Annotated in this window: 23 protein-coding genes; 13 read left to right on the forward strand and 10 right to left on the reverse strand. The window is 74.7% G+C overall.

From position 1 onward, the window contains the following. Window positions 1-53 precede the first annotated feature (53 nt). Together ACFV1W_RS09155 and ACFV1W_RS09160 are read right to left on the reverse strand one after the other, a co-directional pair. Window positions 54-3,617 carry a hydantoinase B/oxoprolinase family protein gene (locus tag ACFV1W_RS09155; protein ID WP_380414540.1) on the reverse strand — a complete coding sequence of 1,188 codons (3,564 nt, stop codon included), beginning with the start codon at window positions 3,615-3,617 and terminating at the stop codon, window positions 54-56. 14 nt (window positions 3,618-3,631) lie between these two features. Then, window positions 3,632-4,237 carry a hypothetical protein gene (locus ACFV1W_RS09160; protein ID WP_380414542.1) on the reverse strand — a complete coding sequence of 202 codons (606 nt, stop codon included), beginning with the start codon at window positions 4,235-4,237 and terminating at the stop codon, window positions 3,632-3,634. Between the two features lie 309 nt (window positions 4,238-4,546). Here ACFV1W_RS09160 and ACFV1W_RS09165 point away from each other — a divergent pair, with 309 nt between their 5' ends. Together ACFV1W_RS09165 and ACFV1W_RS09170 are read left to right on the forward strand one after the other, a co-directional pair. After that, entirely contained in the window at window positions 4,547-4,741 is a 195-nt protein-coding gene (locus tag ACFV1W_RS09165; protein WP_380414544.1) for a DUF2795 domain-containing protein, read from the forward strand. 179 nt (window positions 4,742-4,920) lie between these two features. Further along, a complete protein-coding gene (locus tag ACFV1W_RS09170) occupies window positions 4,921-5,244 on the forward strand; it encodes a hypothetical protein (protein ID WP_380414546.1) in 324 nt (107 codons plus the stop codon). Here the strand turns inward: ACFV1W_RS09170 and ACFV1W_RS09175 are convergent. Both ACFV1W_RS09175 and ACFV1W_RS09180 read right to left on the reverse strand, forming a co-directional pair. Further along, window positions 5,146-6,420 carry an AI-2E family transporter gene (locus ACFV1W_RS09175; protein WP_380414548.1) on the reverse strand — a complete coding sequence of 425 codons (1,275 nt, stop codon included), beginning with the start codon at window positions 6,418-6,420 and terminating at the stop codon, window positions 5,146-5,148. The two genes, ACFV1W_RS09170 and ACFV1W_RS09175, sit on opposite strands and share 99 nt — an antisense overlap. A gap of 111 nt (window positions 6,421-6,531) precedes the next feature. Continuing rightward, window positions 6,532-6,729, reverse strand: a complete 198-nt coding sequence (locus tag ACFV1W_RS09180) for a hypothetical protein (protein WP_380414550.1) — start codon at window positions 6,727-6,729, stop codon at window positions 6,532-6,534. Window positions 6,730-7,164: 435 nt separating this feature from the next. On the opposite strand from ACFV1W_RS09180, the gene ACFV1W_RS09185 reads away from it, so the two are divergent. The 7 genes from ACFV1W_RS09185 (at window position 7,165) to ACFV1W_RS09215 (ending at window position 15,802) form a co-directional block, all read left to right on the forward strand. Continuing rightward, on the forward strand, window positions 7,165-7,590 hold the full coding sequence (locus ACFV1W_RS09185) for an STAS domain-containing protein (RefSeq protein ID WP_380414552.1): 426 nt from the start codon (window positions 7,165-7,167) through the stop codon (window positions 7,588-7,590). A 232-nt stretch (window positions 7,591-7,822) separates the two neighbouring features. Next, a complete protein-coding gene (locus tag ACFV1W_RS09190; protein WP_380414553.1) occupies window positions 7,823-8,203 on the forward strand; it encodes an STAS domain-containing protein in 381 nt (126 codons plus the stop codon). 55 nt (window positions 8,204-8,258) lie between these two features. Beyond that, window positions 8,259-8,630, forward strand: a complete 372-nt coding sequence (locus tag ACFV1W_RS09195; RefSeq protein WP_380414555.1) for a hypothetical protein — start codon at window positions 8,259-8,261, stop codon at window positions 8,628-8,630. Window positions 8,631-8,796: 166 nt separating this feature from the next. Beyond that, a complete protein-coding gene (locus tag ACFV1W_RS09200; protein ID WP_380414556.1) occupies window positions 8,797-12,336 on the forward strand; it encodes a HAMP domain-containing protein in 3,540 nt (1,179 codons plus the stop codon). Beyond that, window positions 12,333-14,708, forward strand: coding sequence for a SpoIIE family protein phosphatase (locus ACFV1W_RS09205; RefSeq protein WP_380414557.1), 2,376 nt, complete (start codon window positions 12,333-12,335; stop codon window positions 14,706-14,708). Before ACFV1W_RS09200 ends, ACFV1W_RS09205 begins: the two co-directional genes overlap by 4 nt. Window positions 14,709-14,820: 112 nt before the next feature. Next, complete coding sequence (locus tag ACFV1W_RS09210; RefSeq protein WP_380414559.1) at window positions 14,821-15,240, forward strand: hypothetical protein; 420 nt, start codon at window positions 14,821-14,823, stop codon at window positions 15,238-15,240. 151 nt (window positions 15,241-15,391) lie between these two features. Next, window positions 15,392-15,802 (forward strand): ATP-binding protein, encoded by a 411-nt coding sequence (locus ACFV1W_RS09215; RefSeq protein WP_380414561.1) that lies wholly within the window; start codon window positions 15,392-15,394, stop codon window positions 15,800-15,802. 24 nt (window positions 15,803-15,826) lie between these two features. Here ACFV1W_RS09215 and ACFV1W_RS09220 read toward each other — a convergent pair whose 3' ends face one another. Beyond that, window positions 15,827-16,498 (reverse strand): LuxR C-terminal-related transcriptional regulator, encoded by a 672-nt coding sequence (locus ACFV1W_RS09220; protein WP_380414563.1) that lies wholly within the window; start codon window positions 16,496-16,498, stop codon window positions 15,827-15,829. Beyond that, entirely contained in the window at window positions 16,486-17,637 is a 1,152-nt protein-coding gene (locus tag ACFV1W_RS09225) for a sensor histidine kinase (protein ID WP_380414565.1), read from the reverse strand. Before ACFV1W_RS09225 ends, ACFV1W_RS09220 begins: the two co-directional genes overlap by 13 nt. Before the next feature lie 112 nt (window positions 17,638-17,749). On the opposite strand from ACFV1W_RS09225, the gene ACFV1W_RS09230 reads away from it, so the two are divergent. Beyond that, window positions 17,750-18,976: a serine hydrolase domain-containing protein gene (locus ACFV1W_RS09230; protein WP_380414567.1), complete on the forward strand. Its 1,227-nt coding sequence runs from the start codon at window positions 17,750-17,752 to the stop codon at window positions 18,974-18,976. A 142-nt stretch (window positions 18,977-19,118) separates the two neighbouring features. Here the strand turns inward: ACFV1W_RS09230 and ACFV1W_RS09235 are convergent, their stop codons facing one another. Beyond that, window positions 19,119-19,898, reverse strand: a complete 780-nt coding sequence (locus ACFV1W_RS09235; RefSeq protein WP_380414569.1) for an SDR family oxidoreductase — start codon at window positions 19,896-19,898, stop codon at window positions 19,119-19,121. Window positions 19,899-20,173: 275 nt separating this feature from the next. Here ACFV1W_RS09235 and ACFV1W_RS09240 point away from each other — a divergent pair, with 275 nt between their 5' ends. Continuing rightward, complete coding sequence (locus ACFV1W_RS09240; protein WP_380414571.1) at window positions 20,174-22,243, forward strand: histidine kinase; 2,070 nt, start codon at window positions 20,174-20,176, stop codon at window positions 22,241-22,243. 28 nt (window positions 22,244-22,271) lie between these two features. Here the strand turns inward: ACFV1W_RS09240 and ACFV1W_RS09245 are convergent, their stop codons facing one another. The 3 genes from ACFV1W_RS09245 to ACFV1W_RS09255 form a co-directional block, all read right to left on the reverse strand. Further along, entirely contained in the window at window positions 22,272-22,454 is a 183-nt protein-coding gene (locus tag ACFV1W_RS09245) for a hypothetical protein (RefSeq protein WP_380414573.1), read from the reverse strand. 109 nt (window positions 22,455-22,563) lie between these two features. Further along, a complete protein-coding gene (locus tag ACFV1W_RS09250) occupies window positions 22,564-23,022 on the reverse strand; it encodes a DUF5946 family protein (protein ID WP_380414575.1) in 459 nt (152 codons plus the stop codon). Continuing rightward, entirely contained in the window at window positions 23,019-23,507 is a 489-nt protein-coding gene (locus ACFV1W_RS09255; RefSeq protein WP_380414577.1) for a GNAT family N-acetyltransferase, read from the reverse strand. The genes ACFV1W_RS09250 and ACFV1W_RS09255 overlap by 4 nt, the downstream gene beginning before the upstream one ends. 190 nt (window positions 23,508-23,697) lie before the next feature. Between ACFV1W_RS09255 and ACFV1W_RS09260 the strand changes: the two genes are divergently transcribed. Further along, on the forward strand, window positions 23,698-24,636 hold the full coding sequence (locus ACFV1W_RS09260) for an ATP-binding cassette domain-containing protein (protein WP_380414579.1): 939 nt from the start codon (window positions 23,698-23,700) through the stop codon (window positions 24,634-24,636). Window positions 24,637-24,709: 73 nt separating this feature from the next. Next, on the forward strand, window positions 24,710-25,561 hold the full coding sequence (locus ACFV1W_RS09265) for an ABC transporter permease (RefSeq protein WP_380414581.1): 852 nt from the start codon (window positions 24,710-24,712) through the stop codon (window positions 25,559-25,561). Window positions 25,562-25,692: the final 131 nt, after the last annotated feature.

Below are 25,692 nucleotides of genomic sequence, written 5' to 3' on the forward strand. Positions count from 1 at the left end.
TCGGGGCGGTGCGGATTGTGGCGTTGAACGCATGACGTCAGGGATCGGTGGTGTCAGCTGCCGTAGCCTCCTCCGCCCGGGGTGCGGATCTCCAGGGTGTCCCCCGCTTCGAGGTCGGCGCTGCCGCAGCCGGGCAGCTCCTCGACGCTGCCGTCCGCACGCAGGATCCGGTTCTCGCCGAGGCTGCCGGGGGAGCCGCCGGCCAGGCCGTACGGGGGGACGCGGCGGTGGCCGGAGAGCAGACTGACCGTCACCGGTTCGCGGAAGCGCAGCCGGCGCAGCGCGCCGTCGCCGCCGTGCCAGCGGCCCTCGCCGCCGCTTCCGGGGCGGACGGCGAACTCCTCGACCAGGACGGGCAGGCGCCACTCCAGGACCTCGGGGTCGGTGAGACGGGAGTTGGTCATGTGGGTCTGGACGACGTCGGCGCCGTGGAAGCCGGGCCCGGCGCCCGAGCCGGAGGCGATGGTCTCGTAGTACTGGTGGTTCTCGTTGCCGAAGCTGAGGTTGTTCATCGTGCCGGAGCCCTCGGCCTGGACGCCGAGCGCGGCGTAGAGCGCACCGGTGATCGCCTGGGAGGTCTCGACGTTGCCCGCGGCGACGGCGGCGGGGTGGGTCGGGGCGAGCATCGAACCGGGCGGGACGACGATCCGCAGCGGGCGCAGGCAGCCGTCGTTGAGCGGGATGTCGTCGTCGACCAGGGTACGGAAGACGTACAGGACGGCGGCGGTGACGACCGCGGAGGGGGCGTTGAGATTGCCCGCGAGCTGGGGCGAGGTGCCGGTGAAGTCGATGGTGGCGCTGCGGTCCGCGTGGTCCACCCGGACCTCGACGGCGATCACGGCGCCGGAGTCCGTCTCGTAGCGGTAGGAGCCGTCGCGCAGGCCGTCGATGGCGCGGCGCACCGCCTGCTCGGCGTTGTCCTGGACGTGCCGCATGTAGGCCTGGACGACGTCGAGGCCGAAGTGCCCGATCATCGCGTCGACCTCGTCGACGCCCTTGCGGTTGGCGGCGATCTGGGCACGCAGGTCGGCGAGGTTGGTGTCCGGGTCGCGGGAGGGGTAGCGGGCCCCGGTGAGCAGCCGGACCGTTTCGGCCTCGCGCAGCCGGCCGTCCACCACCAGCGGCCAGTCGTCGAAGAGCACGCCCTCCTCGTCGATCTCCCGACTGTCGGCGGGCATCGAGCCGGGGGTGATGCCGCCGAGCTCGGCGTGGTGGCCGCGGGAGGCGACGAAGAACAGGACGTCCCTCCCGGCGGCGTCGAAGACCGGGGTGACCACGGTGACGTCGGGCAGGTGGGTGCCGCCGTGGTACGGGTCGTTGACCGCGTAGGTGTCGCCCGGGCGCAGCTCGGGGCCGCGGCGGCGGATCACCTCCTTGACGGTGGTGCCCATCGAGCCGAGGTGCACCGGGATGTGCGGGGCGTTGGCGACGAGGTTGCCGTCCGGGTCGAACAGCGCGCAGGAGAAGTCCAGCCGCTCCTTGATGTTGACCGACTGGGCGGTGGACTCCAGCCGGGCGCCCATCTGTTGGGCGATCGCCATGAAGAGGTTGTTGAACACCTCCAGCAGGACGGGGTCGGCGGCGGTGGTGACGGTCTCCTCCGTGCGGGCCTCGACGTGTTCGACCAGCAGGTGCCCGGCCCGGGTCACGGTCGCCCGCCAGCCGTCGTCCACCACGGTGGTGGCGTTGGCCTCGGCGATCACGGCCGGGCCGGTCACGGTGGTCCCGGGGCGCATGGACTCCCTTTCCAGCAACGGGACCCGGCGCCGCTCGCCGCCGGTGTGCAGCTCAACGGCGAGGGGAGCGGGCTCGGCCCCGGAGGCGGGGGAGAGGGCGCCGAGCTCCGGCTGTTCGGTGAGGCCGGTGCCCTCGACGGCGAGTGCCTCGACGACCAGCGGCCGGTCCATCAGGAAGGAGTAGGCGGACCGGTGCCGCTGCTCGAACTCGGCCCGCATCCCGGCCGGTTCGCCCAGTGGGACGCCGATCGTGGTGTCGGTGCCCTGGTAGCGCAGCCGGGCCCGGCGGGTCAGCCGGATCCGCTCCTTCGGGACGCCCTGGTCGAGCAGCCGCTCGGTGGCCTCCGCGGCCAGCTCGTCGGCCCGCTTCCGGACGGCGGCCATCTCGCCCTCCGCCAGCGGGCGTTCGACGGCGTGTTCGCGCAACACGGTGGTGTCGGCCAGGCCGATGCCGAGGGCGGACAGCACACCGGCCATCGGGGGGACGAGCACGGTACGGATCCCCAGCGCCTCGGCCACCGGGCACGCGACCTGGCCGCCCGCGCCGCCGAAGGTGGTCAGCGCGTAACGGGTGACGTCGTGGCCCTGCTGGACGGAGATGCGCTTGATCGCGTTGGCGATGTCGCCGACCGCGATCCGCAGGAAGCCCTCGGCCGTCTCCTCGGCCGAGCGGTCGCCTATCTCCTTTGCCAGTTCGGCGAACTGACGCTGGGTCAGCTCTCGGTCGAGCGGCTGGTCGCCGTCCGGTCCGAAGACGTGCGGGAAGTGCTCGGCCTGGATCCGGCCCAGCAGCAGGTTGGCGTCGGTGACGGTCAGCGGGCCGCCGGCGCGGTAGCAGGCCGGGCCGGGATCCGCGCCGGCCGAGTCCGGCCCGACGCGCAGGCGCGCGCCGTCGAAGCGCAGCACCGAGCCGCCGCCCGCCGCGACGGTGTGGATGGCCAGCATCGGCGCCCGCAGCCGCACCCCGGCGACCTGCGTGGTGACCACCCGCTCGTACTCGCCCGCGAAGTGCGAGACGTCGGTTGAGGTGCCGCCCATGTCGAAGCCGATCACCCGGTCGTACCCGGCCAGTCGGGACATCCGCACCATGCCGACGATGCCGCCCGCCGGGCCGGACAGGATCGCGTCCTTGCCGCGGAAGTGCCCGGCCTCGGCCAGGCCGCCGTTGGACTGCATGAACATCAGCCGCACGCCCGCGAGTTCGTCCGCCACCCGGTGGACGTAGCGGCGCAGCCCGGGGCCGAGGTAGGCGTCGACCACCGCGGTGTCGCCCCGCGGCACCAGTTTCATCAGCGGGCTGGCCTCGCTGGACAGGGACACCTGCTCGAAGCCGAGCCGCTCGGCCAGGCGCCCGATCTCGCGTTCGTGCGCGGGGTGGAGGTAGCTGTGCAGACAGACCACGGCGAGCGAGCGGATGCCGTCCGCCAGGCAGCCGCGCAGCTCCTCGGCGAGCCGGTCGAGGTCGGGCGGGCGCAGCACCTCGCCGTCGGCGGCGATCCGCTCGTCCACCTCGATCACCCGGGCGTACAGCGGCTCGGGCAGGGTGATCTCGCGGGCGAAGATCTGCGGCCGGTTCTGATAGCCGATCCGCAGCGCGTCCGCGAAGCCGCGGGTGATGCACAGGGCGGTCGGCTCGCCGGTGCGTTCCAGCAGGGCGTTGGTGGCCACCGTCGTCCCCATCCGGACCGAGTCGACGTCCCGCCCGAGGTCGGCGTCGGGCGGCAGCAGGGCGCGGATCCCGGCGACGGCGGGGTCGCGGTGGCGGGCCGGGTCGTGCGAGAGCAGCTTGTGGGTCAGCAGCCGGCCGTCCGGGGCCAGCGCCACCACGTCGGTGAAGGTGCCGCCGCGGTCCACCCAGAACTGCCAGCGCCTCGGTGCCATGATCGGCTGCCTCCTCAGTCCCCGGCGTGCGCGAACAGCGCCGCGTGGCGGGCGATCGCCCCGGCGTGGTCGGCGCACTGCTGGTAGCAGCAGGCCAGCAGCACCAGGTCGGCGGCGTCCACCGGGTCGGTGGCGCCGTCGTGCAGCAGCAGCTCGTAGAGCAGTCGCTGGCGCCGGGCGACCTCCGGCAACTCGGTGAGCACACGGGTGACGCCCTCGGGCGCTCCGGACTCCAGGGTGTCGGCCGCCCGTGTCAGCAGGCCCAGCGCCGCCCCGGCGATCCCGCGCAGCGGGGCCAGCAGCCGATCGCCGTACGGCTCGCGCTCCTGCCGCGCCCAGGCCGCCTCCAGCAGGCGCCGCGCCAGCTGCCCGAGCGCCTCCACCTCGCACCCGACGTGGACGCCGACCACGATTCCGGGGCGCCCGTCGAGGGCCGTGGCGGCGTCCTCCTCGGTCCGGGCGCGCAGCTCGGCCAAGGCCTTCTCGGCGGCCGCGATCGCGGCATGGCCGGCGGCCGGGTCGGTCAGCACGGCGGTGGCACCGCGCAGGGCGGAGTGCGCCAGCCGGACGAGGCCGGCCAGCTCGCCGACCAGAGCGCGGTAGCCGGACATCCTGATCACCTCCCGCTCCCCTCGACCAGTGTCTCCCCGCCGCCGCGACGCCGCCCCGGCGGGACGGTGCCCGGCGCCACGCCACCCGGGTGAGCGCAGCGGCAGGTCTGAACTCGTACGGCTCAGTGGTCGCCGCCCACGGGTGCGGATGCGCCGAGAGGGGCGCACGGTGGCCTTAGTACAGGGAGCTTTCAGGTCGCACGCGCCCGCGAATCCGGCGGGTTGCGACCGGTGACGGTGACGCACCGTGCACAGGAACGGCGACCACCGGGTACTCGCCCGGGCTCCACGACCACGAACCACCGAAGGAGACGGCTGATGAGCCGGATCAACCCCATCGATGTCCAGAAGGCCCTGAAGGGCGTCAACTACCCCGCCGACCGTGACGAACTCGTCGAGCGCGCCCGCTCGAACGGGGCTGACGAAACCCTCGTGGACCAGATCTCCGATCTCGATCGGGACAGCTTCGAGGGCCCCGACGAGGTCAGCAACGCGCTCTTCCGCCAGAGCTGACCAGTCGCGGCGGCCGGAGGCCCGGGGACACCCCCGGGCCTCCGGCTCGCTCTCAGCCGTACAGCCGGGCGCCGTCCGCCCTCCGGGAACCCGCCCGGTCCCACCCCACCGGTTTCGGGCCGCGTGGGAGGTTACGGCGATCGCCCGGCCGGGCAGTCGCCCGGTGGGAGGTGGCGCGGATGGACGGGCCGGGGCTCTCCGGGCGCGAACTGCGGATCCTCACGGAGATCGAGAACCACCTGCGAGCGGACCGCCACCTGGACCGTGCCCTGCGCACCATGGGGCACGGCCCCCGTCGGCTGGCGGGCTGGGCGCTGCGGAAGGTCGCCCGGATTCCCGTCTTCGTGTTCTCGGTGCTCGGGGGGCTCTCCGCGGCCCTGCTGCTGATCAGCGTCACCGCGCACTCACCCGCCGCGCTCACGGGCTTCTCCCTGGTCTGGGCGTCGTCGATCGCGCTGGGCGCGGCGCGGGTGGTCGCCCACCGGCGGGGCATCGCCCCGTGACCGCGGCCCGCCCGGCGCCTTCGGCGGGGCGTGGTCGCGCAGCTCGCTGATCACCGCCCAGGCCACCGACACCACCGGCACGGCGACCAGCGCGCCCAGCACCCCGGCCAGCACGGCACCGCCGATCACCGACAGGGCCACCGCCACCGGATGGATGCGCACAGACCAGCCCAGCACCAGCGGGTGCAGCAGGTGCCCCTCGATCTGGCCGATGATCACGATCAGCGCGAGCACCAGCAGCGCCACCACCGGCCCGCGCGCGGCCAGCGCCACCAGCGCGGCGACCGCCAGAGCGATCGGGGAGCCGATCAGCGGCACCAGCGCCGCGACGAACTCCAGCACCATCAGCGGCAGCACCAGCGGCACCCGCAGCACGGCCAGGGCGATGCCGACCAGCACCGCGTTGGTCGCCGCCACGATCAGCACCCCGCGGGTGTAGCCGGCGAAGGTCTGCCAGGCGACCCGCCCGGCCCGGCCCCAGACCGGACGGGCCCGGACCGGGAGCTGGCGCTGCGCCCAGGCCCACATCCGGTCACCGGAGTGCAGGAAGAACACCGAGCAGAACACCGCCAGGGCCAGCCCGGTGGCCATTTCAACCGCCGTGCTGGCCCCGCTGAGCGCGGTGGTCAGCAGGGCCGACCGGTGCGCGGAGAGGAACGCCCCGATCTTCGCCCGCAGGTCCGTGACGGTGCCGGGCCGTACGTGGAGGGGGGCATGGGTGAGCCAGCGGTCGATCCGGCCGAGGCCGCCGCGCAGCTCGTTGCCGATGTCGTTCCACTGGTCGGCCACGTTCGTCCCGACCAGTGCCAGGACCCCGCCGATGAGCGCGACCGCGCACACGTAGGCCACCAGGACGGCGAGCGAGCGGGGCATCACCCGGTCGAGCAGGTCGACCAGCGGGCGCAGCACGGAGGTGATCACCAGCGCCAGGAACAGCGCGATCATCGGCATCCGGAGCTCGCCGAGGACACCGACGGCCAGGTACACGACCACGCCGAGCAGCCCCAGCCGCCAGGCGTACCCGGCGGCGGTGCGCAGCCCGGCCGGCACGCGCTCGGGCGGCGCCGTCGTACGGGCCCGGCGCAGCGCGACCCGGGGCGGCCGGCTGCCGAGCGGCCGGGGGCGCCGGGCCGGCCGTCCCGGGCCGTTCACGCCCACCGGTCGGCTCCACGGCATGGACCGGGCAGGACGGGCAGCACCGGACGCACCGACCGGACGGGCCGGTGCGGCCGAGGGATCCGGTGGGGCTTGCTCATGGGAAGGCTTCCGGGGCCGGCCACGGTCGGCTCAGTCGGGCGTCTCGTGCGGATCCGGCTCGGGGGCCGGCGCGGTCGGTCCGGGCTCCTGCCCGCCGTCCGGACGCTGCTGCCCCTCCTCGGGCACCAACGGCGGCCCGTCGTCGGCAGAACGGGACGGGGGTGTCTCGACCGGGACCGGCAGGTCCTCGGGCACGGGCTCGTCGCGGGTCGGGGCCTGGTCGCTCACGGGGGCTCGCCTCCTTCGTCTCGGTCCCGCTCCGGGCCGCTCTCCACGCCCGCCCCGTCGGTTGGGCGCAGTCGCGTCCGGGCGGCCTCCTCGTGGTGGTTGCCGCAGCGGCCTGGTGTTCCGCGCCGCGGGTTCGTCTCCTGGTCATGGGTGAGCCGGACGCCGCGGCGCCGGTTCCGCACCGGCAGCCAGCCGAGGTGGCCGGCGACCGTGCGGGGAAGGCCCGCGACGGTGGGCCCTGCCGTACACGGAGGCCTCCCGGGTGGAAGTCCTGCCCCCAGCGTCTCTCCGGCTCGGGGGCTCGTACACCTCGGCGGGCGGGTGGCCCGGTTGGGGCGGGCCCCGCCCGCGAGGGCCGTCCGAGCGGTTCGGCGCGCCGCGCGGCATGATGGTCGGGACGGCACCCTGCCGTTGCGAGCGGACCGGGAGCGCACGATGCCAGGGCCAACCGAGGTCCCCAGCGAGGGGGAGAAGCAGAGCGGGAGCCTGCACGTCGTGGTGGACGACCGGGCCTCGGTGCGGGTCGTCACGGTCGTCGGGGAGCTGGACCACGACTCGGCGCACGTGCTGCGCGACGCGCTGGCGCGACCGTTGCACGACGGCGTCCGGCGGATCGTGGTCGACCTCGCTGAACTGCGGTTCTGCGACTCCACGGGCCTGAACATCCTGCTGCGTGCCCGGCTCGACGCGGACGCGAGCGGGCGGACCCTGGAAGTCTCGCGGCCCCGTCCGGTCGTGGCCAGGCTGTTCGAGGTCACCGGCACCGACACGGTGCTGCGGGTCCGGCTCGACCCCGACGCGAAATCCGGCCCCCCGGCGACGGAGGCCGCCACCGACTCCCCGGCTCCCGACCGGGAGTGAGGCGGCCCACCATGAGCCCGCCGCGGAGTGACGGACCGCCGGAGCCGGGGCGGACCAGGCGGCTCGTGTTCGCGGGCGGCGACGGCGCAGTGCGGCGCAGCCGTGAGTTCAGCCGGGCAGGGGAAGACCGAGGCGCGGGTATCTCGGCGACGCGCCAGCGTTTCCCCGGCCCGCGCAGTGGACAGTCGCGCTGCGAGGGGCTGTCGTGGGACGGACCCGGAGGAGGAGCACGATGACGCGCCGCCAGCCGAAGGGGCCGGGTCCGACGTCCGACCGCGTCAGCGCACCCGGGGTGTTCGCCGCAGAGGCTTCGCCATGGGCCGGGGGTACCGTCGTCGTCCTGTACGGCGAACTCGACCTGGACTCGGCCACCGTGCTGAACGAGGTGCTCCAGCCCGCCCTGGCCGAGCCCGCGACCGTCATCGTGATCGACTGCGCCGGGCTGGAGTTCTGCGACTCGACCGGCCTCAACGCCCTGCTGCGCGCCCAGGCCCGCGCGGTCGGCGACGGCAGCCGGATCGAACTGGCCCGCCCCCGGCCGCTGGTCCTGAGGATGCTCGAACTCACCGGTGCCATCGACGCCTTCCCGGTGCGGGACACCGTCCCCGGCTGACCGCGCGCACGGCGGCGGAGGGCCGGGGAAGCGGGGGAGCGGAAGGGAGTCGGACATGGCCGGGGTGCTGATCGACGGTGACGACCTGGTCGTTCGCCTCGCCTGGTGGGAGCGGATCGTGGCCCGCCGCAGGGAGGTTCGGGTGCCGCTGGAGGCCGTCACGGCGGTCGAAGTGGAGCCGGACCGCTGGCGGGCGCTGCGCGGCGTCCGGGTGGGCGGAGTGGCCGTGCCCGGCGCGCTCTGCCTGGGTGTCTGGCGGCACAAGGACGGACGGGACTTCGTCGCTCTGCGCGGCCACCGGCACGCCGTGCTGTGCGTGGGGCTGCGCCCGCCGGAGCCGTTCGCCGGGCTCGCCGTGGAGACGGACGACCCGTTGCGGACCGCCGCCGAGCTGCGCACGGTCCGTGGGCTCGCCGCTCCCGCCTGAGCCGCTCCTGCCTGAGCCGCTCCTGCCTGAGCCGCGGCCGCCTGAGCGCGGTGCGCGGGGCTGCCGCCCCCGGGCTTCTGGTGGCACAGTGGGAGCAGGGCGGTGGCCCGCCGCCCTGGTCGGGATGCCAGAAGGCGCCCGGCCGTGCGATCCGGACGGTGGACGGATGGACGAGCACCCTGAGATCGGGCTTGCCGAACAGTCGCTGCAGCAGCTGCTCGCCGGGCTCACGGCCGTCCGCGACGGCGACTTCCGCACGCGACTGGACCCGGACCGGCCGGGGGAGCTGGGGCAGATCGCCACGGTCTTCAACGGGATGTCCGAGCAACTGTCCAGAGTCACCTCGGAGGTGACCAGGGTCGCCCGCGAGGTCGGTACGGAGGGCCGGCTCGGCGGGCAGGCCCAGGTGCCGGACGCGACCGGGACGTGGCTGGACCTCACCGACTCGGTCAACGCGATGGCGGGCAACCTGACCGGCCAGGTCCGGGGAATCGCACGGGTGGCCACCGCGGTGGCCGAGGGAGACCTCACCCAGAAGATCCGGGTGGACGCGCGCGGCGAGATCCTGGACCTCAAGGAGACCCTCAACACGATGGTCGACCAGCTGTCCGCCTTCGCCGACGAGGTCACCCGGGTGGCCGGGGAGGTCGGTACGGCCGGGAACCTGGGCGGACAGGCGACCGTCCGGGGTGTCTCCGGCACCTGGAAGGACCTCACCGACAACGTCAACGTGATGGCCTCCAACCTCACCGGCCAGGTCCGCTCGATGTCCGAGGTGGCGACCGCCGTCGCGCGCGGGGACCTCTCCAAGAAGATCACCGTGGAGGCCAAGGGCGAGGTCGCGGCGCTCGCGGCCGCCATCAACACCATGGTGGACACCCTCTCGGTGTTCGCCGACGAGGTGACGAGGGTCGCCCGCGAGGTCGGCACCGAGGGCATCCTCGGCGGCCAGGCCCGGGTGCCGAACGTCGCCGGGACGTGGAAGGACCTCACCGACAGCGTCAACTTCATGGCGCACAACCTGACCAGCCAGGTCCGCAACATCGCCCAGGTGACCACGGCCGTCGCCGAGGGCGACCTCACCCGCAAGATCGACGTCGACGCGCGGGGGGAGATCCTGGAGCTGAAGACCACCGTCAACACGATGGTGGAACAGCTGAGTTCCTTCGCTGCCGAGGTGACCAGGGTGGCCCGCGAGGTCGGCACCGAGGGCCGGCTCGGCGGCCAGGCCGAGGTCGAGGGAGTGTCCGGCACGTGGAAGCGGCTAACCGAGAACGTCAACGAGCTGGCCGGCAACCTGACCCGGCAGGTCCGGGCGATCGCCGAGGTCACCAGCGCCGTCGCGGCCGGCGACCTCACCCGCTCGATCACGGTGGACGCCTCCGGCGAGGTCGCCGACCTCAAGGACAACATCAACGCCATGGTCGAGTCGCTGCGCGAGACCATCCAGGCCAACCAGGAACAGGACTGGCTGAAGACCAACCTGGCCCGCTTCTCCTCCGCCATCCAGGGCCGCCGGGGCATCCAGGCCGTCGCCGACATGATCACCGAGGAGCTGACGCCCCTGGTCGACGCCCAGTACGGCGCCTTCTTCCTGGCAGAGGAGACCGACGGCGGCACCGAACTGGCCCGGATCAGCGCCTACGGCCGGGCGGCGGACGAACTCTCCGACCAGCGGGTCAAGTTGGGCGAATCCCTGGTCGGCCAGGCAGCGCGCAGCCGGCGGATCGTCGCGGTCGACGAGCTCCCGCCCGGCTACGCCGTCATCGCCTCCGGCGCCGGGGCCTGCGACGCCCGCTCGCTCGTCCTGCTGCCCATCGCGCTGGAGGAATGGCTGCTCGGCGTCCTGGAGTTCGCCTCCGTACACCCCTTCACCGAGGTGCACCGCGACTTCCTGGCCCAGTTCGCCGAGGCCTGCGGCGTCAACATCGGCACCCTGCTGGCCAACGCGCGCACCGACGAACTGCTCGGCGAGTCCCAGCGACTCACCGCCGAACTGCAGGCCAGGTCGGAGGAGCTGCAGTCGGGGCAGGAGGAACTCCAGCGCTCCAACGCCGAGCTGGAGGAGCAGGCCGCGCTGCTCGCCGAGCGCAACCGGGACATCGAGGCGAAGAACCTGGAGATCGAACAGGCCCGCCAGGAACTGGAGGAACGGGCCCGGCAGTTGAGCCTGACCTCGATGTACAAGTCCGAGTTCCTGGCCAACATGAGCCACGAGCTGCGCACCCCGCTGAACAGCCTGCTGATCCTCGCCCAGCTGCTCGCCCAGAACGCCACCGGCAACCTCAGCCCCAAGCAGGTCGAGTACGCGGGCGTCATCCACTCCGCCGGCGCCGACCTGCTGCAGCTCATCAACGACATCCTCGACCTCTCCAAGGTCGAGGCCGGCAAGATGGAGCTGGCCCCGGAACCCTTCGCGGTGCGCGAGCTGCTGGAGTACGTCGAGTCCAGCTTCCAGCCCCTCGCCGACCAGAAGGGCCTGACCTTCGGCGTCGCCGTCGACCGGTCCGTCCCGGACGAACTCGTCACCGACCAGGCACGGCTGCGCCAGGTGCTGCGCAACCTCCTCTCCAACGCGATCAAGTTCACCGACAACGGCCGGGTGGAACTGCGGATCCAGTGCGTCGAGGGCCCGGAGCTGCCGCTCGAACTCGGCCGGGTGGGGGCGGCGGTGGCCTTCCACGTCGAGGACACCGGCATCGGTATCGAACTGGACCAGCTGGACACCATCTTCGGCGCCTTCCAGCAGGCCGACGGCACCACCAGCCGTCGTTACGGCGGCACCGGCCTCGGGCTGTCGATCAGCCGGGAACTCGCCCGGCTGCTCGGCGGCACCCTCACCGTCACCTCCACCGCGGGGGCGGGCAGCCGCTTCACCTTCTACCTGCCCGTCGCCTCGTCCGAGCGGCGCGCCACCGCCCCGGAGGGCGGGTCCGGGGTGCTGGTGGTCGAACCCGAGCCGCTCGGCCTGCTCACCCTGCTCACCCGCGCCGCCGTCGAGTCCCTGGGCACCGCCGGCCCGGAGGTGCGGATCGACAGCGCCCAGGACGAACCGGGACTGCGGGCCGCCCTCGCCGCCGGGCCGCACCGCTGCGTGGTGCTCGACCTCGCCCACTCCGGCGAACTCGCGCCCGCCCTGCTCGACGCGCTCGGGGACGGCGCGGCCGTCCTCGGCTACCAGGGCGACGGCGCGGCCGCCCCGACCGCGGTGGGCGGAGTGGAACTCACCCACGGACTGGACGACCTGCGCGAACGCGTGATCCGGCGGCTCGGCGGACGCCACCCGGCCGCCCCCGGCCCGGACGCCGCCGTGGCCGCCGACGAGCGGCTCGCCGGGCGGACCGTCCTGATCGTCGACGACGACGTACGCAACGTGTTCGCCCTGGCCTCCGCCCTGGAGGAGAGCGGGCTGACGGTGCTGCACGCCACCGACGGAAGGACCGGGCTCGACCTGCTGCGCGATCACCCCGAGACCGACCTCGTGCTGATGGACGTCATGATGCCCGGCCTCGACGGCTACGCCGCGATCGCCGCCATCCGCGCCGACGAGCGCTTCGCCCGGCTGCCGGTCATCGCCGTCAGTGCGAAGGCCATGCCCGGCGACAAGGACAAGAGCCTCGACGCGGGCGCCGACGACCACGTCACCAAACCCGTCGACACCGCCCGGTTGATCGACCGGATGCACCACTGGCTGGACACGCCGTGACCGCCCGGCCCGAGCACGAGGAGACCACGGCCCGGGCGCTCGCCGGGACGGTCCGCCGGCTGCAGGACGCGGCCATCCGGCAGCGGGCCGAGGCCCGCACCCGCAGCGTGGTCGACCTGGCCACCGGCATCCTGTCCGAGCGCCTCGGGATCCTCCCCGCGGAGGCGGCCGCCCACCTGGTCCGGCTGGCCCGGGAGGCCGGTGTCACGGTCGCGGCGCTCGCCGCGGACATCGTTGGGCTGCCGACGGCCGGAGCCGGGACGGCCGGGGAGTCGGCAGCGGAGGGGGAGCCGGCAGCGGAGGGGGAGCCGGCAGCGGAGGGGGAGGACGCGTCGGCAGGCGGGACGGACGGGCGGCAGGCGGCCGAGGCGGCGCAGGGGCTCACCCGGAGGCTCGCGACCGCGGCGCCGCCCGTCGCCCCCGCCCTCGCCGCCGAGCCCGACCTGCAGCGAGCCGCGGGAGCCGTCCTGGAGCAGCTGGCGGCCTCGCTCGACGTCCGTGCCCTGGCGGTCTGGCAGCGCCTGCCGGGCGGCGGCCTCTGCCTCGCCGCGCACAGCGGACTCGCCGAGGCCGAGGCCGAGGCCTGGAGCCGGGTCCCGCCCGGCGTCGCCACCCCGGCCCAGCAGGTGGTCGGCGGCGCGGCGGAGCTGTGGCCCGGCGATCCGGCCGCCGCCGGTCCGTCCGTCGGGCCCGGATCCGCCCGGGCCGTCCTGCCGCTGCTGGAGGCGGGCCGGCGCCTGGGCGCGCTGGAGGTGCTCTGGCCCGGGCCCGGTCCGACCCTCACCCCGCCGCAGTGCCGGCAGCTGCGGGCCCTGGCCGAGCTCTGCACGACCCTCCTCGGCCCGGTCGGCCAACCGCCGATGCCCCAGGACCAGGACATCCTGCTGGAGGGCCTGCTCACCCCCGCGCTGCTGCTGGAGCCCCAGCTCAAGGGCGGCCAGCTCGTCGACTTCGCCATCCGGCGGGTCAACGCGCAGTTCCGCGACCCGCTCGGCCGACCCCGCGACGCGCTGGAGGGCGCCTCGTTCCTGGAGGCCTACCCCGCCGCCGGCGCGAGCGGACTGTTCGAACGGCTGCTCAGGGTGCACCGGACCGGCGTCCCGCTGACCGGCGAGGTCGTCCGGCTGGTCCTCCGGGACGGGCCGTTCGCGGTGCCCGCCACCGTACGGCTGGCCGTCGCCCCGCTCGGCGGGCGGCTGCTGGTCGGCTGGGACGCGGCGACCGGGCCGCCCGGCGGCGACGAACAGGCGGCGCTGCTGAGCCAGGCCCAGCGGCTGGCCCGGGTCGCCGGTTTCGAGGAGGACGCCGAGCACCGCAGGATCCGCTGGAGCGACGGCCTGTGGCAGCTCTTCGGCCTGCCCGCCGGAGCGCAGCCCGTCCCGCTGGTCGAGCTCGCCCGGCACGTCCACCCGGACGACGAACCCGCCGTGCGCCGCCTGGTCGACACCGTCCGGCAGCGGCGGCGTGCCTCCTCCGCGGTGTTCCGGCTCGCCCGCCCGGGCGGCGCCTACCACTACACCCGGGTCATCGCCGAACCCGTCCTCGACGACGGGGGCCGGCTCGTCGGGGTGCGCGGCGCCTACCACGACGTCTCCGCCCAGCACCGCACCGAGATCGCCCTCGGCGCCACCCGGGCACGGCTGGCCGACAGCGAGCAGGAGTCGGCCGAACGCGCCCAGCTCGCCCTGCGGCTCCAGCAGGCCATCCTGCCCGCCGAGCCCCCGCTCGACGTGACCGGCCTGCGGGCGGCGGTGCGCTACCGCCCCGCCGCCAAGCGCGACCGGGTCGGCGGCGACTGGTACGACGTGCTGCCGCTGCCCGACAAACGCGTCCTGCTCGCCGTCGGGGACGTCGCCGGGCACGGCGTCGGCGCCGCCACCGGAATGGTCGCGCTGCGCCACGCGCTGCGCGGCCTGGCCGTCACCGGGGCGGGCCCGGCCCAGCTGCTGGAGTGGGCCAACACGGTGGCGCTGCGGGAACCCGGGCAGGTCACCGCCACCGCCGTGTGCGTGCTGCTCGACCCGGCCGGCGGCGAACTGCGTTGGGCGCGGGCCGGACACCTGCCGCCGATCCGGCTGGGCGGCGACGGCGCGCACGTGCTGCCGCTGCCGCACGGGGTGCTGCTCGGGGCCCTGGAGGAGGCCCGGTACGAGGAGTGCAGCTTGCACCTGTCCACAGGGGACGTCCTGCTGCTCTACACCGACGGCCTGGTCGAACGGCGGGACCGGCCGGTGGAGGACTCCGTCGACCAGCTGATCCGCACGGCCGGGGCGCCGGGCCCGGACCTGGAGGCCTACCTGGACCGGCTGCTCGACCTCAGCCCCGCCGACACCGACGACGACACGTGTCTGATCGCGGTACGGGTCGAGTAGGGCGCCCGTGCCCGTGCTCGGTCGGGGCCCCGGAACGTTACGGACGCAGCCCGCCGGGTAGGCGCGGCCCTGGAACGGGGGGCGACCGACCGGGACGGAAGGGGAATCCCCCATGCTGCTGCTAGGACTTCTGCTGATGGCGGCCTCCGGCGCCTTCATCGGGCTGCTGATCGCCGACAACCTCGCCGGCGGGCCGGAGTACCAGGTGACCGTCCTGGGCAACGACCTCGTGAAGCTGAACAGCCTCGCCGTCTTCCTCGCCGGCGTCGCCCTCGCCCTGCTCTTCTGCCTGGGCCTGGCCCTGATGGCTCTGTCCCGGCGCGCCGTCCGGGGCGCCTCCCGGCGTCCGGTGGCGGCTACCCGGTACCGCGGCGGCTCCCGCCGGGTGGTGGAGCCGGTCGCCCCGCCCGAGACCCTCGACGATCCGGGCGGGACGGCACCCGTGACACGTGAGGAACGCGCTGCCGAACAGGGCGGCCGGGCCGGGGCCCCGCGGGAGCCGCAGCGGCGGCGGCACCTCTTCGGGCACTGATCCGGGGCGCCTCGGGGGACTGATCCGGGGCGCCTCTTCGGGAAACCGCCCCGGGGCGCCGGAGCCCCGGGAGACGGGCGGGACGTACGACACGGCACGACCAGGGACACCGGACGGAGGAGGGAGGTGCGGTCGGATGGGTGGAGTTCGGGTGCCCGCACGCTCGCGCTCCTCCCCGTGGCCCTGGGCGCGCCGACTGCCGCTGTCCGCCCGTCCGGGTGCGGTCGCCGATGCGCGCTCCTGCACCGCCGGGTTCCTGGCCGACGTCGACGACGCCCGGATGGTCGCCGACGCCGTCCTGCTGGTGTCCGAGCTGGTCGGCAACGCCATCCGCCACACCGGCGCCCCGGGCTCGCTGCTCCTGGTGCGCTGCCCGGGGCTGCTGCGGATCGAGGTCAGCGACGCCAGTCGTCGTCCGCCCCTGCCGAGGGCGCCGTCCGGCCCGAGCGAGAACGGCGGCCTCGGCCTGTTCCTGCTGAGCCGCCTCGCCCTGCGCTGGGGCTGGCGTCCGGCCGGGCCGGGCAAGGCCGTCTGGTGCGAGCTGCGGATCCCCGAGGACTGACGGGCCGCCCGGCCACTCGCGCGGTCACCTCGTCGGACCTGCCTCGCCCGTCGGGTGGCGACCGAGGTAGGTCAGGACCGCGAGGACCCGGCGGTGGCCGCTGTCGGCCGGGGAGAGGCCGAGCTTGGCGAAGACGTTGCCGATGTGCTTGTGCACGGCGTTGTCGGTGATCACGAGACGGGCCGCGATCGTGGTGTTGTCCGCCCCCTCGGCCATCAGGGCGAGCACTTCGCGCTCGCGCGGGGTCAGGTCGGCGACCGGGTCCCGGGCGTGACGGGTGAGCAGCTGACCGATCACCTCGGGGTCCATGACGGTGCCTCCGTCGGCGACCCGACGCAGCGCGTCGACGAACTCGCCCACCCGCCCCACCCGGTCCTTGAGGAGGTAGCCGACGCCGCCACGGCCGTCCGAGACCAGCTCCCCGGCGTACTGCTGCTCCACGTACTGGGAGAGGACCAGCACGGGCAGGCCCGGGTGCCGCCGGCGGGCCAGGATGGCGGCGCGGACGCCCTCGTCGCGGAAGGTGGGCGGCAGTCTCACGTCCACGATCGTGACGTCCGGCCGGTGCTCGGCGACGGCGGCGAGGAAGCCGGGAGCGTCCTTGGCTACGGCGGCGACGTGGCAGCCCTTGGCGGTGAGGAGGAGTTCCAGCCCGCTGGAGAGCAGGACGTTGTCCTCGGCGATCACGACGCGCACGGCAGGCTCACCCCGATCGTGGTCGGGCCGCCACCGGGGCTGTAGACGCGGACGGTGCCGTCCAGGGCCAGGACCCGGTGGCGGATGCCGGCGATGCCGGTTCCCCGGGTTTCGTCGGCGCCGCCGATCCCGTCGTCGGTGACCTCGATCGACAGCCGGTTGCCGTCGCGGGCGACCCCGACGCTGGTCCGGGTAGCCCGGCTGTGCCTGGCGGCGTTGGTGAGCGCCTCGGCGATCGTGAAGTACGCCACGGCCTCGACCGCCGCCGGGACCGCACCGAGCTCGCCGATGTCGAGGGTGGCGTCGACCGCCGATCCGGCTGCGAGCGCGGCCAGCGCCCCGGCGAGGCCGCGGTCGGCGAGGATCGGCGGGTAGATCGTCCGGATCACCGCGCGGAGTTCCACCATGGCCGCCTCGGTGGTCTCATGGGCCTCCGTCAGGAGCCGGGCCACCGTCCCGGGGTCCTCGTCGAGGAGTTCACGGGCCACGCCCAGCCGCATCGCGACGGCCACCAGCCGGGCCTGGGTCCCGTCGTGCAGGTCGCGTTCGATCCGGCGCAGTTCCGCGCCGTGCGCGGTCATGGCACCGGCCCGGGTCTCGGTCAGCGCGTCCACCCGCCGCGCCAGGCTCTCGGTGACCGAGGGAGACAGCAGGGTCACGCAGACCCGGGCGTGCAGCCGCGCCAGTACGGGGGCCAGCCGGTGGGTCAGGGCCGCGAGCACGACCGCCTGCGCCGTTCCCAGGGTCAGCGCCGTGCCCCACCCGGTCAGGGGGACACCGGCGGCGAAGCCGCCCGCGCGGGTGCCGGCGGGCAACGCCCACCACAGCGGCACCGTGACGGCCGTGGTGACGGCGTTGCCCGCGCACAGCAGCACGACGAGCCCGAACGCCAGGCCCGTGGCGGTGCACGAGCCCAGCCACCCGAGGACGCGCCACGCACCGACCCGGACGGGTCCGGAGGGAGGAACGAGCAGCAGCCGGTCGGCGCGGCGGCGGTGCCAGGACGCCCAGGCGCGGGACGCCTTCGGAACGGCGAGTACGGGCAGCGCGGGCAGGGCGAGCACGGCGGTGCACAGGCTTCCCAGGAGATAGCCCAGAGCGTGCCACGTCGCTGGTCCGCGGGCCCCATGGAGGTTCATCCGCACAAGTCTGGTCCATCGCGACCGCGCCCGGCACTACAGCCCACTACCCCCTTTTCCCACCGGCGGACGGTACCGACCGTCCACCCCGGCCGGACCTAGCGTCAACGCCATGACGAACACACCGAACGCCCCGGCACGACGACTCGGCCGCGCCGTCCGGCGGACCCTGGCACTGGCCGCGGTCATGGCCGCGACCCTGGCCACCCACCTGCCCAGCGCCACGGCCGCCCGGCAGCACGACGACCGGAGCCGGCTTCGGCGCGACGCCGACGCGATCACCGCCCTCGGCGTGACGGGCGTACAGGCGCGCCTGGTCACCCGGGACGGCCGGACCGTGGCCGCCACCAGCGGCGTCGCCGACCTGACGACCCGGCGGCCGGTCCCCGCGGACGGCCACTTCCGGATCGCCAGCGTCACCAAGGCCTTCGTGGCGACCGTGACCCTGCAACTCGTCGGCGAGGGAAGGCTCTCCCTGGACGACCCGGTCGAACGATGGCTGCCCGGCGTGGTGTCCGGAAACGGCAACGACGGCAAGGCGATCACCGTTCGGCAACTGCTCCAGCACACCAGCGGCATCCACGACGACTATCCGGATTACACGTCGGCGGAGGACTTCCGGCGGCACCGGTACGACACGTTCTCCCCGGAGCAGACCGTCGCCCGTGCGATGAGCCACCGGCCGGACTTCGAGCCCGACAAGGAGTGGCGGTACAGCAACACGGGCTACGTCCTGCTCGGCATGATCATCGAGCGGGCCACCGGCCACCCCTGGCACGAGGAGGTGCGGGACCGGATCGTCCGGCCGCTCGGCCTCGACCACACCTCCTGGCCGGGTGCCTCGCCCACGCTGCCCCGGCCGCACGCCCACACCTACCAGGCCTTCCGGGCCGACGAGCCGCTCGTGGACGTCACCGAGCAGGTCGGCTCGGGCGTCAACGGAGAGGCCGGGCTCGTCTCCACCACCGCCGACCTCGACCGGTTCTTCCGCGCCCTGCTCGGCGGCCGGCTCCTGCCGGCGGCCCAGCTGGCCCAGATGCAGGAGACCAGGGCGGCCACCGAGTACGACCCGATCATGCCCGGCGTCACCGACGGACTGGGGATCTTCTCCCGCCCGCTGACCTGCGGCGGGGTCTACTGGGGCCACGAGGGCGGTGACGCCGGCTGGATCACCGCTGCCGGGGTCACCGCCGACGGCCGGCGCAGCGTCACCGTCTCCCTCTCGGGCGTCCGCGCCGACACCGGCGACGACGTCCGCCAGGTGGAACAGGCCGAGAGCGAGCTGGTCGACGACGCCCTCTGCGGCGCGACCGCCGACCCCGGCCGGCAGAAGGGCTGAGGCCCCCCGGAGACCGGGAACCGCTTCAGCCGACGCCGGCGCCGATGCCCCCGCCGACGGTGAAGGTGGAGACGGTGCCGTCCGCCCCGGCCAGGCCGACCGGCCGAGACGTTCCCGAGCGGTCGACGGTGCCCCCGGCCGGTCACGCCGGGGGAATCGGGCCGAGGTAGGTGCCGCCGGAGGCGTCGATGGCCTGGCCGGTCACCCAGCGGGCCTGGGGGCCCGCCAGAAAGGCCACCACGTCGGCGACGTCGTCGGGCCGGCCGATCCGCCCCAGGGCGGTGATCGACTCCAGGCCGGCCATCGCCTCCGGGACGCCCGTCCAGGCCGAGGTCATGCCGGTGAGGACCACGCCGGGGTTGACGGTGTTCACGGTGATCCCGCGCCGCCCCAGGTCGTTGGCGAGCGGTGCGGCCAGGGCCGCCAGCGCCGTCTTGCTGACGCTGTAGCCGATCTGGACCGGTGAGCCGATCCGGGTGGCAGCCGAGGCCATGTTCACGATCCGCCCGCCGTCCCGCAGCAGCGGCAGCGCCCGCTGGATCACGAAGACCGGCGTGCGCACGTTGATCACCATCAGCCGGTCGAACTCCTCCTCGGTGAGCTGCCCGATCGTGCCGGCCAGGTGGATCCCGGCGTTGTTGACCAGGACGTCCAGGCCGTCCTCGCCGTGCTCGGCCAGCCCGGCGGTGAGGCCCTCGAACAGGCGGTCCAGCGCGTCGCCCTCGCCGAACCGGGCCTGCACCGCGAACGCCCGGCCGCCAGCCTCGGCGATCAGCTTCACCGTCTCCTCGGCCGCTTCCGCGTTGCCGCCGTAGTGCACCGCGACCAGCGCGCCGTCGGCGGCGAGCCGCCGTGCGACCGCCCGCCCGATCCCGCGCGAACCACCGGTCACCAGTGCCGTCCTGCCGTCCAGGCCGCCCATGCTCGCCGCCCCTCCCGTCGCACCGGCCTGTTCCGGTGCCGGTTCCGGGTCGTCACGGCCCGTCGCCGGACGACCCCTCATGCATCCCCCGGAGCCCGGAGCCCGCCCACCGATGCGGCCCGAGGGCCCGTCCCCGCCGACCGCTCCCGTGACGCCCGGTCACCGGCGGAGGACCATCTGACCATCACTCCCGGGGCCGATGCCCCATGCGCCCGGGACGGTGGGCGGACCAGACTGCTGGCATGCGGCGGGTCGCACACGAAGAGAGGGCGGTCATGAGTGCGGAGAGCGCGCGGAGCGTCCGGTGGCGGCCCCGGCCGGGGCAGGCGGACCGACAGCTGGCGATGGCGGGGCTGTGGGCGATCGTCTGCCTGGCCGCGGGCGGTCTGTGGGCCGGGTACGTGCTGAGCCACCTCGGCACGCCCGGGATCGGCGAGCCGGCCCGGCACCTGGCGGTGCTGGGGTACGGGCTCGCCGCCGTCGCCGGCGGGGTGCTGCTGCACGTCCACCGGCCCGGACTGGAGCTGGGCTGGGTGCTGCTGGCGTACGGGGCGGCGCTGATCCTCCCGCTGGCCGCCGAGACGCCGGTCTGGACCCAGGTGGGCGATCCGCGGTACGTCGCGGGCGTGGTGGTGCTGAAGTCGGTCGGCTACACCGTCAGCGGCACGATCTGGCAGGCACTGCCGCTCTGGCTCCCGTACGGCAGGCTGCCCGATCGCCGCTGGTGGCCGGCGATCGGCGCGGTGGGCCTGTGGGTGCTGCCCCAGGCGAGCTACTACGTGTACCAGTCCACCGTCTTCGGCCGCCCCAACCCGCTCGCCGAAACCACCGTCGCCGACTGGCTGCGGAGCTTCAACGGGCAGCTGCACCTCACCCAGCCGATCGTCTGGGGCGCCCTGACCCTCCTGGCGGTGCTCGTGCCGCTCGTCCGCACCCGCCACGTGGACCGGCGGCGCCGGCAGAACGTCCTGGCCGCGCTCGCCGTCTACCTGCTCTGGGCCGGCGCCGAGGCCGGCTACTACCTCAACGGCCAGAGCAGCGCCTCCTACACGGCCCATGCGGCCACCTCCGCGCTGTGGACGGTCACCCTCGCGGCGGTCGTGGTGCGCGACGGCTCCTGGCGGCTGGACCGCTCGGCCCGTCGGGTGCTGGTCGGCCTGCTGGTCGCCACCGGACTGACGGTCGCCTTCGTGCTGCTGGCCGGACTGCTGTCCACCATGCTGCTGCCCGGCCACGGTGTGGGTGCGCTGTGCGTGGTGGCGGGCATCTTCCTGCTCGCCAGCGGCCTGCCCCAGGGCGTGAGCCGGGCCTCCGGCATCGTCGACCGCTGGTACTACGGCTCGCGCGCGCAGCCGTACCAGGTGCTGCGCAGCCTGGCGGGCCGGGTCAGCCAGACGGTCGACCCGCAGGACGTGCCCGCCGTGCTCTGCGGCACGGTCGGTGACGAACTGCGGCTGCCCGGGGTCGCGCTGACCGTCTCCACCCGGGGCGGCGAACGTCGGCTAGCCGCCGTGGGGGAGCCCCCGGGCAGCGGCGAGCGCTTCCCCCTGGTCCACCGCGGCAGCGAGATCGGCCGGCTGACCGTCGCCCTGCGCCCCGGCCAGCGCGCGCTCGACGACAGCGACCGCGACATCCTGCGCTCGCTCGCCGACCAGGCCGCACCCGCCGTCGCCTCGCTCCAGCTGATGGAGGACCTCCGGGCCAGCCGCGAGCAGATCATCGCGACCCGCGAGGAGGAGCGCCGGCAGCTGCGCCGCGACATCCACGACGGGCTCGGCCCGATGCTGGCCGGCCTGCGGCTGCGGCTGCAGGGAGCCGCCGCGGTGGACGACCCGGCGCGCTTCGCGGGCGCACTGGAGGACCTCGCGGACGACCTCGCCGCGGCCGTCCGCGAGGTCCGGCGGATCACCGACCGGCTCGGGCCCACCGCGCTCGGCGACTACGGGCTGACCCGGGCGCTGCGCCGCCTCACCGACACCTTCAGCGGCGCGGAGCTCGCCGTCACGGCCCGGCTGGCCCCGGACCCGCTGCCCGACCTGCCCGCCGCGGTGGGGGTCGCCGTCTACCGGATCACGGCGGAGGCGCTCAACAACGTGCTGCGCCACGCGCGGGCGAGCAGCGCCACCGTGACCGTCCGGGTGGACCCGGGAGTGCTGGAACTCACCGTCGAGGACGACGGGCAGGGCCCGGGCCGCAGCGACACCGGGTACCCGGGGGTGGGGCTGCGGTCGATGAGCGAACGGGCGGCGGAGGTCGGCGGCACCTGCACCGTGGACCCCGTCGAGGGCCTCGGCGGCGGCACCCGGGTGCACGCGCTGCTGCCGCGCAATCCGGCGGGCGGCTGACCGCGGCGCGGCGGGGCGGCCAGCGGTGTCAGTCGCGGTTCGGCGGGCCGGGGCACTTCCGACGGGGCTTGCCCGGCTTCGCCGCGGCCCCGGCCGGGCCGCTCCCGACCGGGGCCTTGCGGGCCCGGACGGCACGGACGATCACGATCGCCAGGCCGATGACCGCAGCGGCACCGGCGACCGCCACCGCGTTGGCCGATCTGGCGCTCATGCTGTCCTCCGGGGAGGATGGCGCAGGCCGGTCGACCCGCCCCTCCACGGCACCGCCGCGCCCGCCCATGCGCATGGGACCACGGTCCCGTCCCGGTCCCGGGCGCCGACTACGCGCTGTGCGGCCCCGAGACCTCCAGCGTGGCCGCCGCCCAGGCCCGCACTCGCTCGGGGAACCCCGCGGCCGGGAAGGTCCCGCCCTGCGCGACCTGCTCGATGGTGACGGTGAAACCGCCCCTCGGCGCCTCACGCCCCACCGGGACGGCCGTACCACGGGCGGCCCCGCCCGGCGCGGCCCCGGCCTTCACCCGGTGCGAGTTCGCGGCGCGGGCCCGCCCGATCAGCCGCTGCACCGCAGGCAGCCCGCCGTCGAGGTACGCCTGCAGCAGGCCCCGCGCTGCCGCCCCGCCGTCGGCGGGCAGCCGGCCGGCGTGCTGCAGAAGGAAGCAGGACACCGACACGCCGTGCAGCGGCCCCCACGGCTCCGCCCGCGAGTGGTCCAGCGCCAGCAGCCCGTGGAACAGCTCCTCGCACGCCCGAGCACCGCACTCCCCGCAGGGATCCGTCACGTCCCGACCTCCTTGCTCATGTACATCGACGACACCCCGTAGCCGCTGCGGCGGTACAGGGCGATGGCTGCCTCGTTGCCGCCGAACACGTTCAGGGCGAGCGCCCTCATGCCCTCCCGGGCGACGAGCCGCTCGGCGGCGGCGAGGATGGCGGTGCCGTACCCCTGACGGCGGAACGACGGGAGGACGCGTACGTGGTAGAGCCAGGCGGAGTCGGAGGTGCCGGCCCCGGCGCGCGGATCGGGGCCGATCCAGGCGGTGCCGACGGTCCGGCCCGACTCGTTCTCGGCCACCACCAGGTGGTGGCCGGTGGTGTCCAGGCCCTCGGGCAGGAACCTGGCGGTGCCCTGGCGGGTGCGCTCCCGGGCCAGTTCCTCGGGCATGAGCCTGGCGAGTTCGCGCACCGTCTCCGCTTCGCGCTCCTCGGTGGCCGACCGGTACTCGGCCGGGGTCATCCGGCGCAGGGTCACTGTCTGCTCGTCCATGCCGCCATCCTCGGCCGGAGGGCGGCCGCGGCGAAAGCGCTTTTGCGGCGGGTGGGGCGAGGGCGTGGTACCGCGGTACTACGGACGGCCCGATGATCAGCCCGCGGTGCCACGGATCGGGCGCCGCCCGCCCTTAGCGTGGAGGCGTGGGTGGCCGGGACGGCCCGGCCCCTGGACGTAAGGGCGAGCGATGATCGAGGCGCACCAGCTGACGAAGCGGTACGGCGAGAAGACCGCCGTGGACGGGCTGGACTTCACGGTCCGGCCGGGAGCGGTGACCGGGTTCCTCGGGCCCAACGGCGCGGGGAAGTCGACCACCATGCGGATGATCGTCGGACTGGACGCGCCCACCAGCGGCTCGGTGCGGGTCAACGGCCGCCGGTACGCCGAGCACGCCGCGCCGCTGCAGGAGGTCGGCGCCCTGCTGGAGGCCAAGTCGATCCACCCCGGCCGTTCGGCCTTCAACCACCTGATGGCCCAGGCCCACACCCACGGCATCCCGCGCCGCCGGGTCGAGGAGGTCATCGAGCTCACCGGCCTCCAGTCGGTGGCCCGCAAGCGCGCCGGGGCGTTCTCGCTCGGCATGGGCCAGCGGCTCGGCATCGCGGCCGCCCTGCTGGGCGACCCCGCCACGGTCATGCTGGACGAGCCGGTCAACGGGCTCGACCCCGAGGGCGTGCTGTGGATCCGCAACCTGCTCACCTCGCTCGCCGCGGAGGGCCGGACGGTCTTCGTCTCCTCGCACCTGATGAGCGAGGTCTCGCTGGTCGCCGACCACCTGATCATCGTCGGACGCGGCCGGCTGCTGGCCGACACCACCGTGCAGGAGCTGGTCCAGCAGGCCGGCGGCGACGTCGTCAAGGTGGCCAGCGCCGACCCGGCCCGGCTGCGCTCCCTGCTCGCCGGACCGGGCGTGGAGATCACCGGCCGCACCGGCTCGGAGGAACTGCTGGTCAGCGGGCGGACGGCCCGAGAGATCGGCCTCACCGCCGCCGAGCACGGCATCGCCGTGTTCGAACTGACCCCCCGCACGGTCTCCCTGGAGGAGGCGTTCATGGACCTCACCCGGGACGCCGTCGAGTACCACGGCACCACGACCACCACCGAGACCACGAGGAGCGCGGCATGAGCGGGCGAAGCGAGCGAATCATCGAGAGGCGCGCACTGTGCGAAGCACCTGCCGAGCGCAGCGAGGTGGGCGCGTGAGTACGGTCACCCCGAGCCAGACGTCGTCCACGCCCGCAGAGCTGCGCACCGCCCGTCCCGCGTACAAGGTGACGGCCGCCCGCGTGCTGCGCTCGGAGTGGGCCAAGCTGTGGTCGCTGCGCTCCCCCTGGATCACCCTCGGCCTGGCGCTGCTGTTCCTGGTCGCCTTCGGCATGATCGCCGCCTTCCAGTTCAAGTCGCGGATCACCTCCGGCCGCCCGATGGACCGGGACTTCGCCGCCCAGAGCGCGCTCGGCCTCTCCCTCTTCGGCACCAACTTCGCCCAGCTCGCGCTCGGCGTCCTCGGGGTACTGGTCGCCGCCGGCGAGTACTCCACCGGCATGATCCGCTCCACCCTGGCCGCCGTGCCGCGCCGCCTGCCGGTGCTGTGGTCCAAGGCCGCCGTGTACGGGCTGATCGCGCTGGTTCTGGGCACCGCCGGGGTGTTCGTCGCCTTCTCGGCCGACAGCGGCATCCTCTCCAGCACCAGGGCGGCGATGACCTTCTCCGACGCGGGCGTGGTGCGCGGCCTGCTCGGCGCCGGGCTCTACCTCGGCCTGGTCGGGGTGATCGGCGTCGCCCTCGGCGCGCTGCTGCGCTCGGTGGCCGGCGGCATCGCCGTCCTGGTCGCCTCGCTGATGCTGATCCCCGGGCTGACCTCGCTGCTGCCCACCTCCTGGCAGAACCACATCAGCCCCTACCTGCCCAGCCACGCCGGTGAGGCGATGTTCGCCCTGCACCACGACTCGACGACGCTGTCGCCGACGGCCGGCCTGCTGGTCTTCCTGGGCTGGACGGTGCTCGCCCTGGCCGGCGCGGCCGTGCGGCTGCTGCGCACCGACGCCTGAGCCCGGGGGACGGGACCCCGGTCCCCGGCGCTGCCTGGGACACTCGCGGTGGGGGGCCGGCGCCGCCCCCGGGCCGCCCCCCCCCCAAAACCCCGAGCGCCCCCCCGATGCGCGGAGCCCCCCCCCCCCCA

This window comes from Kitasatospora sp. NPDC059648, assembly GCF_042734825.1.
Lineage (GTDB): Bacteria > Actinomycetota > Actinomycetes > Streptomycetales > Streptomycetaceae > Kitasatospora.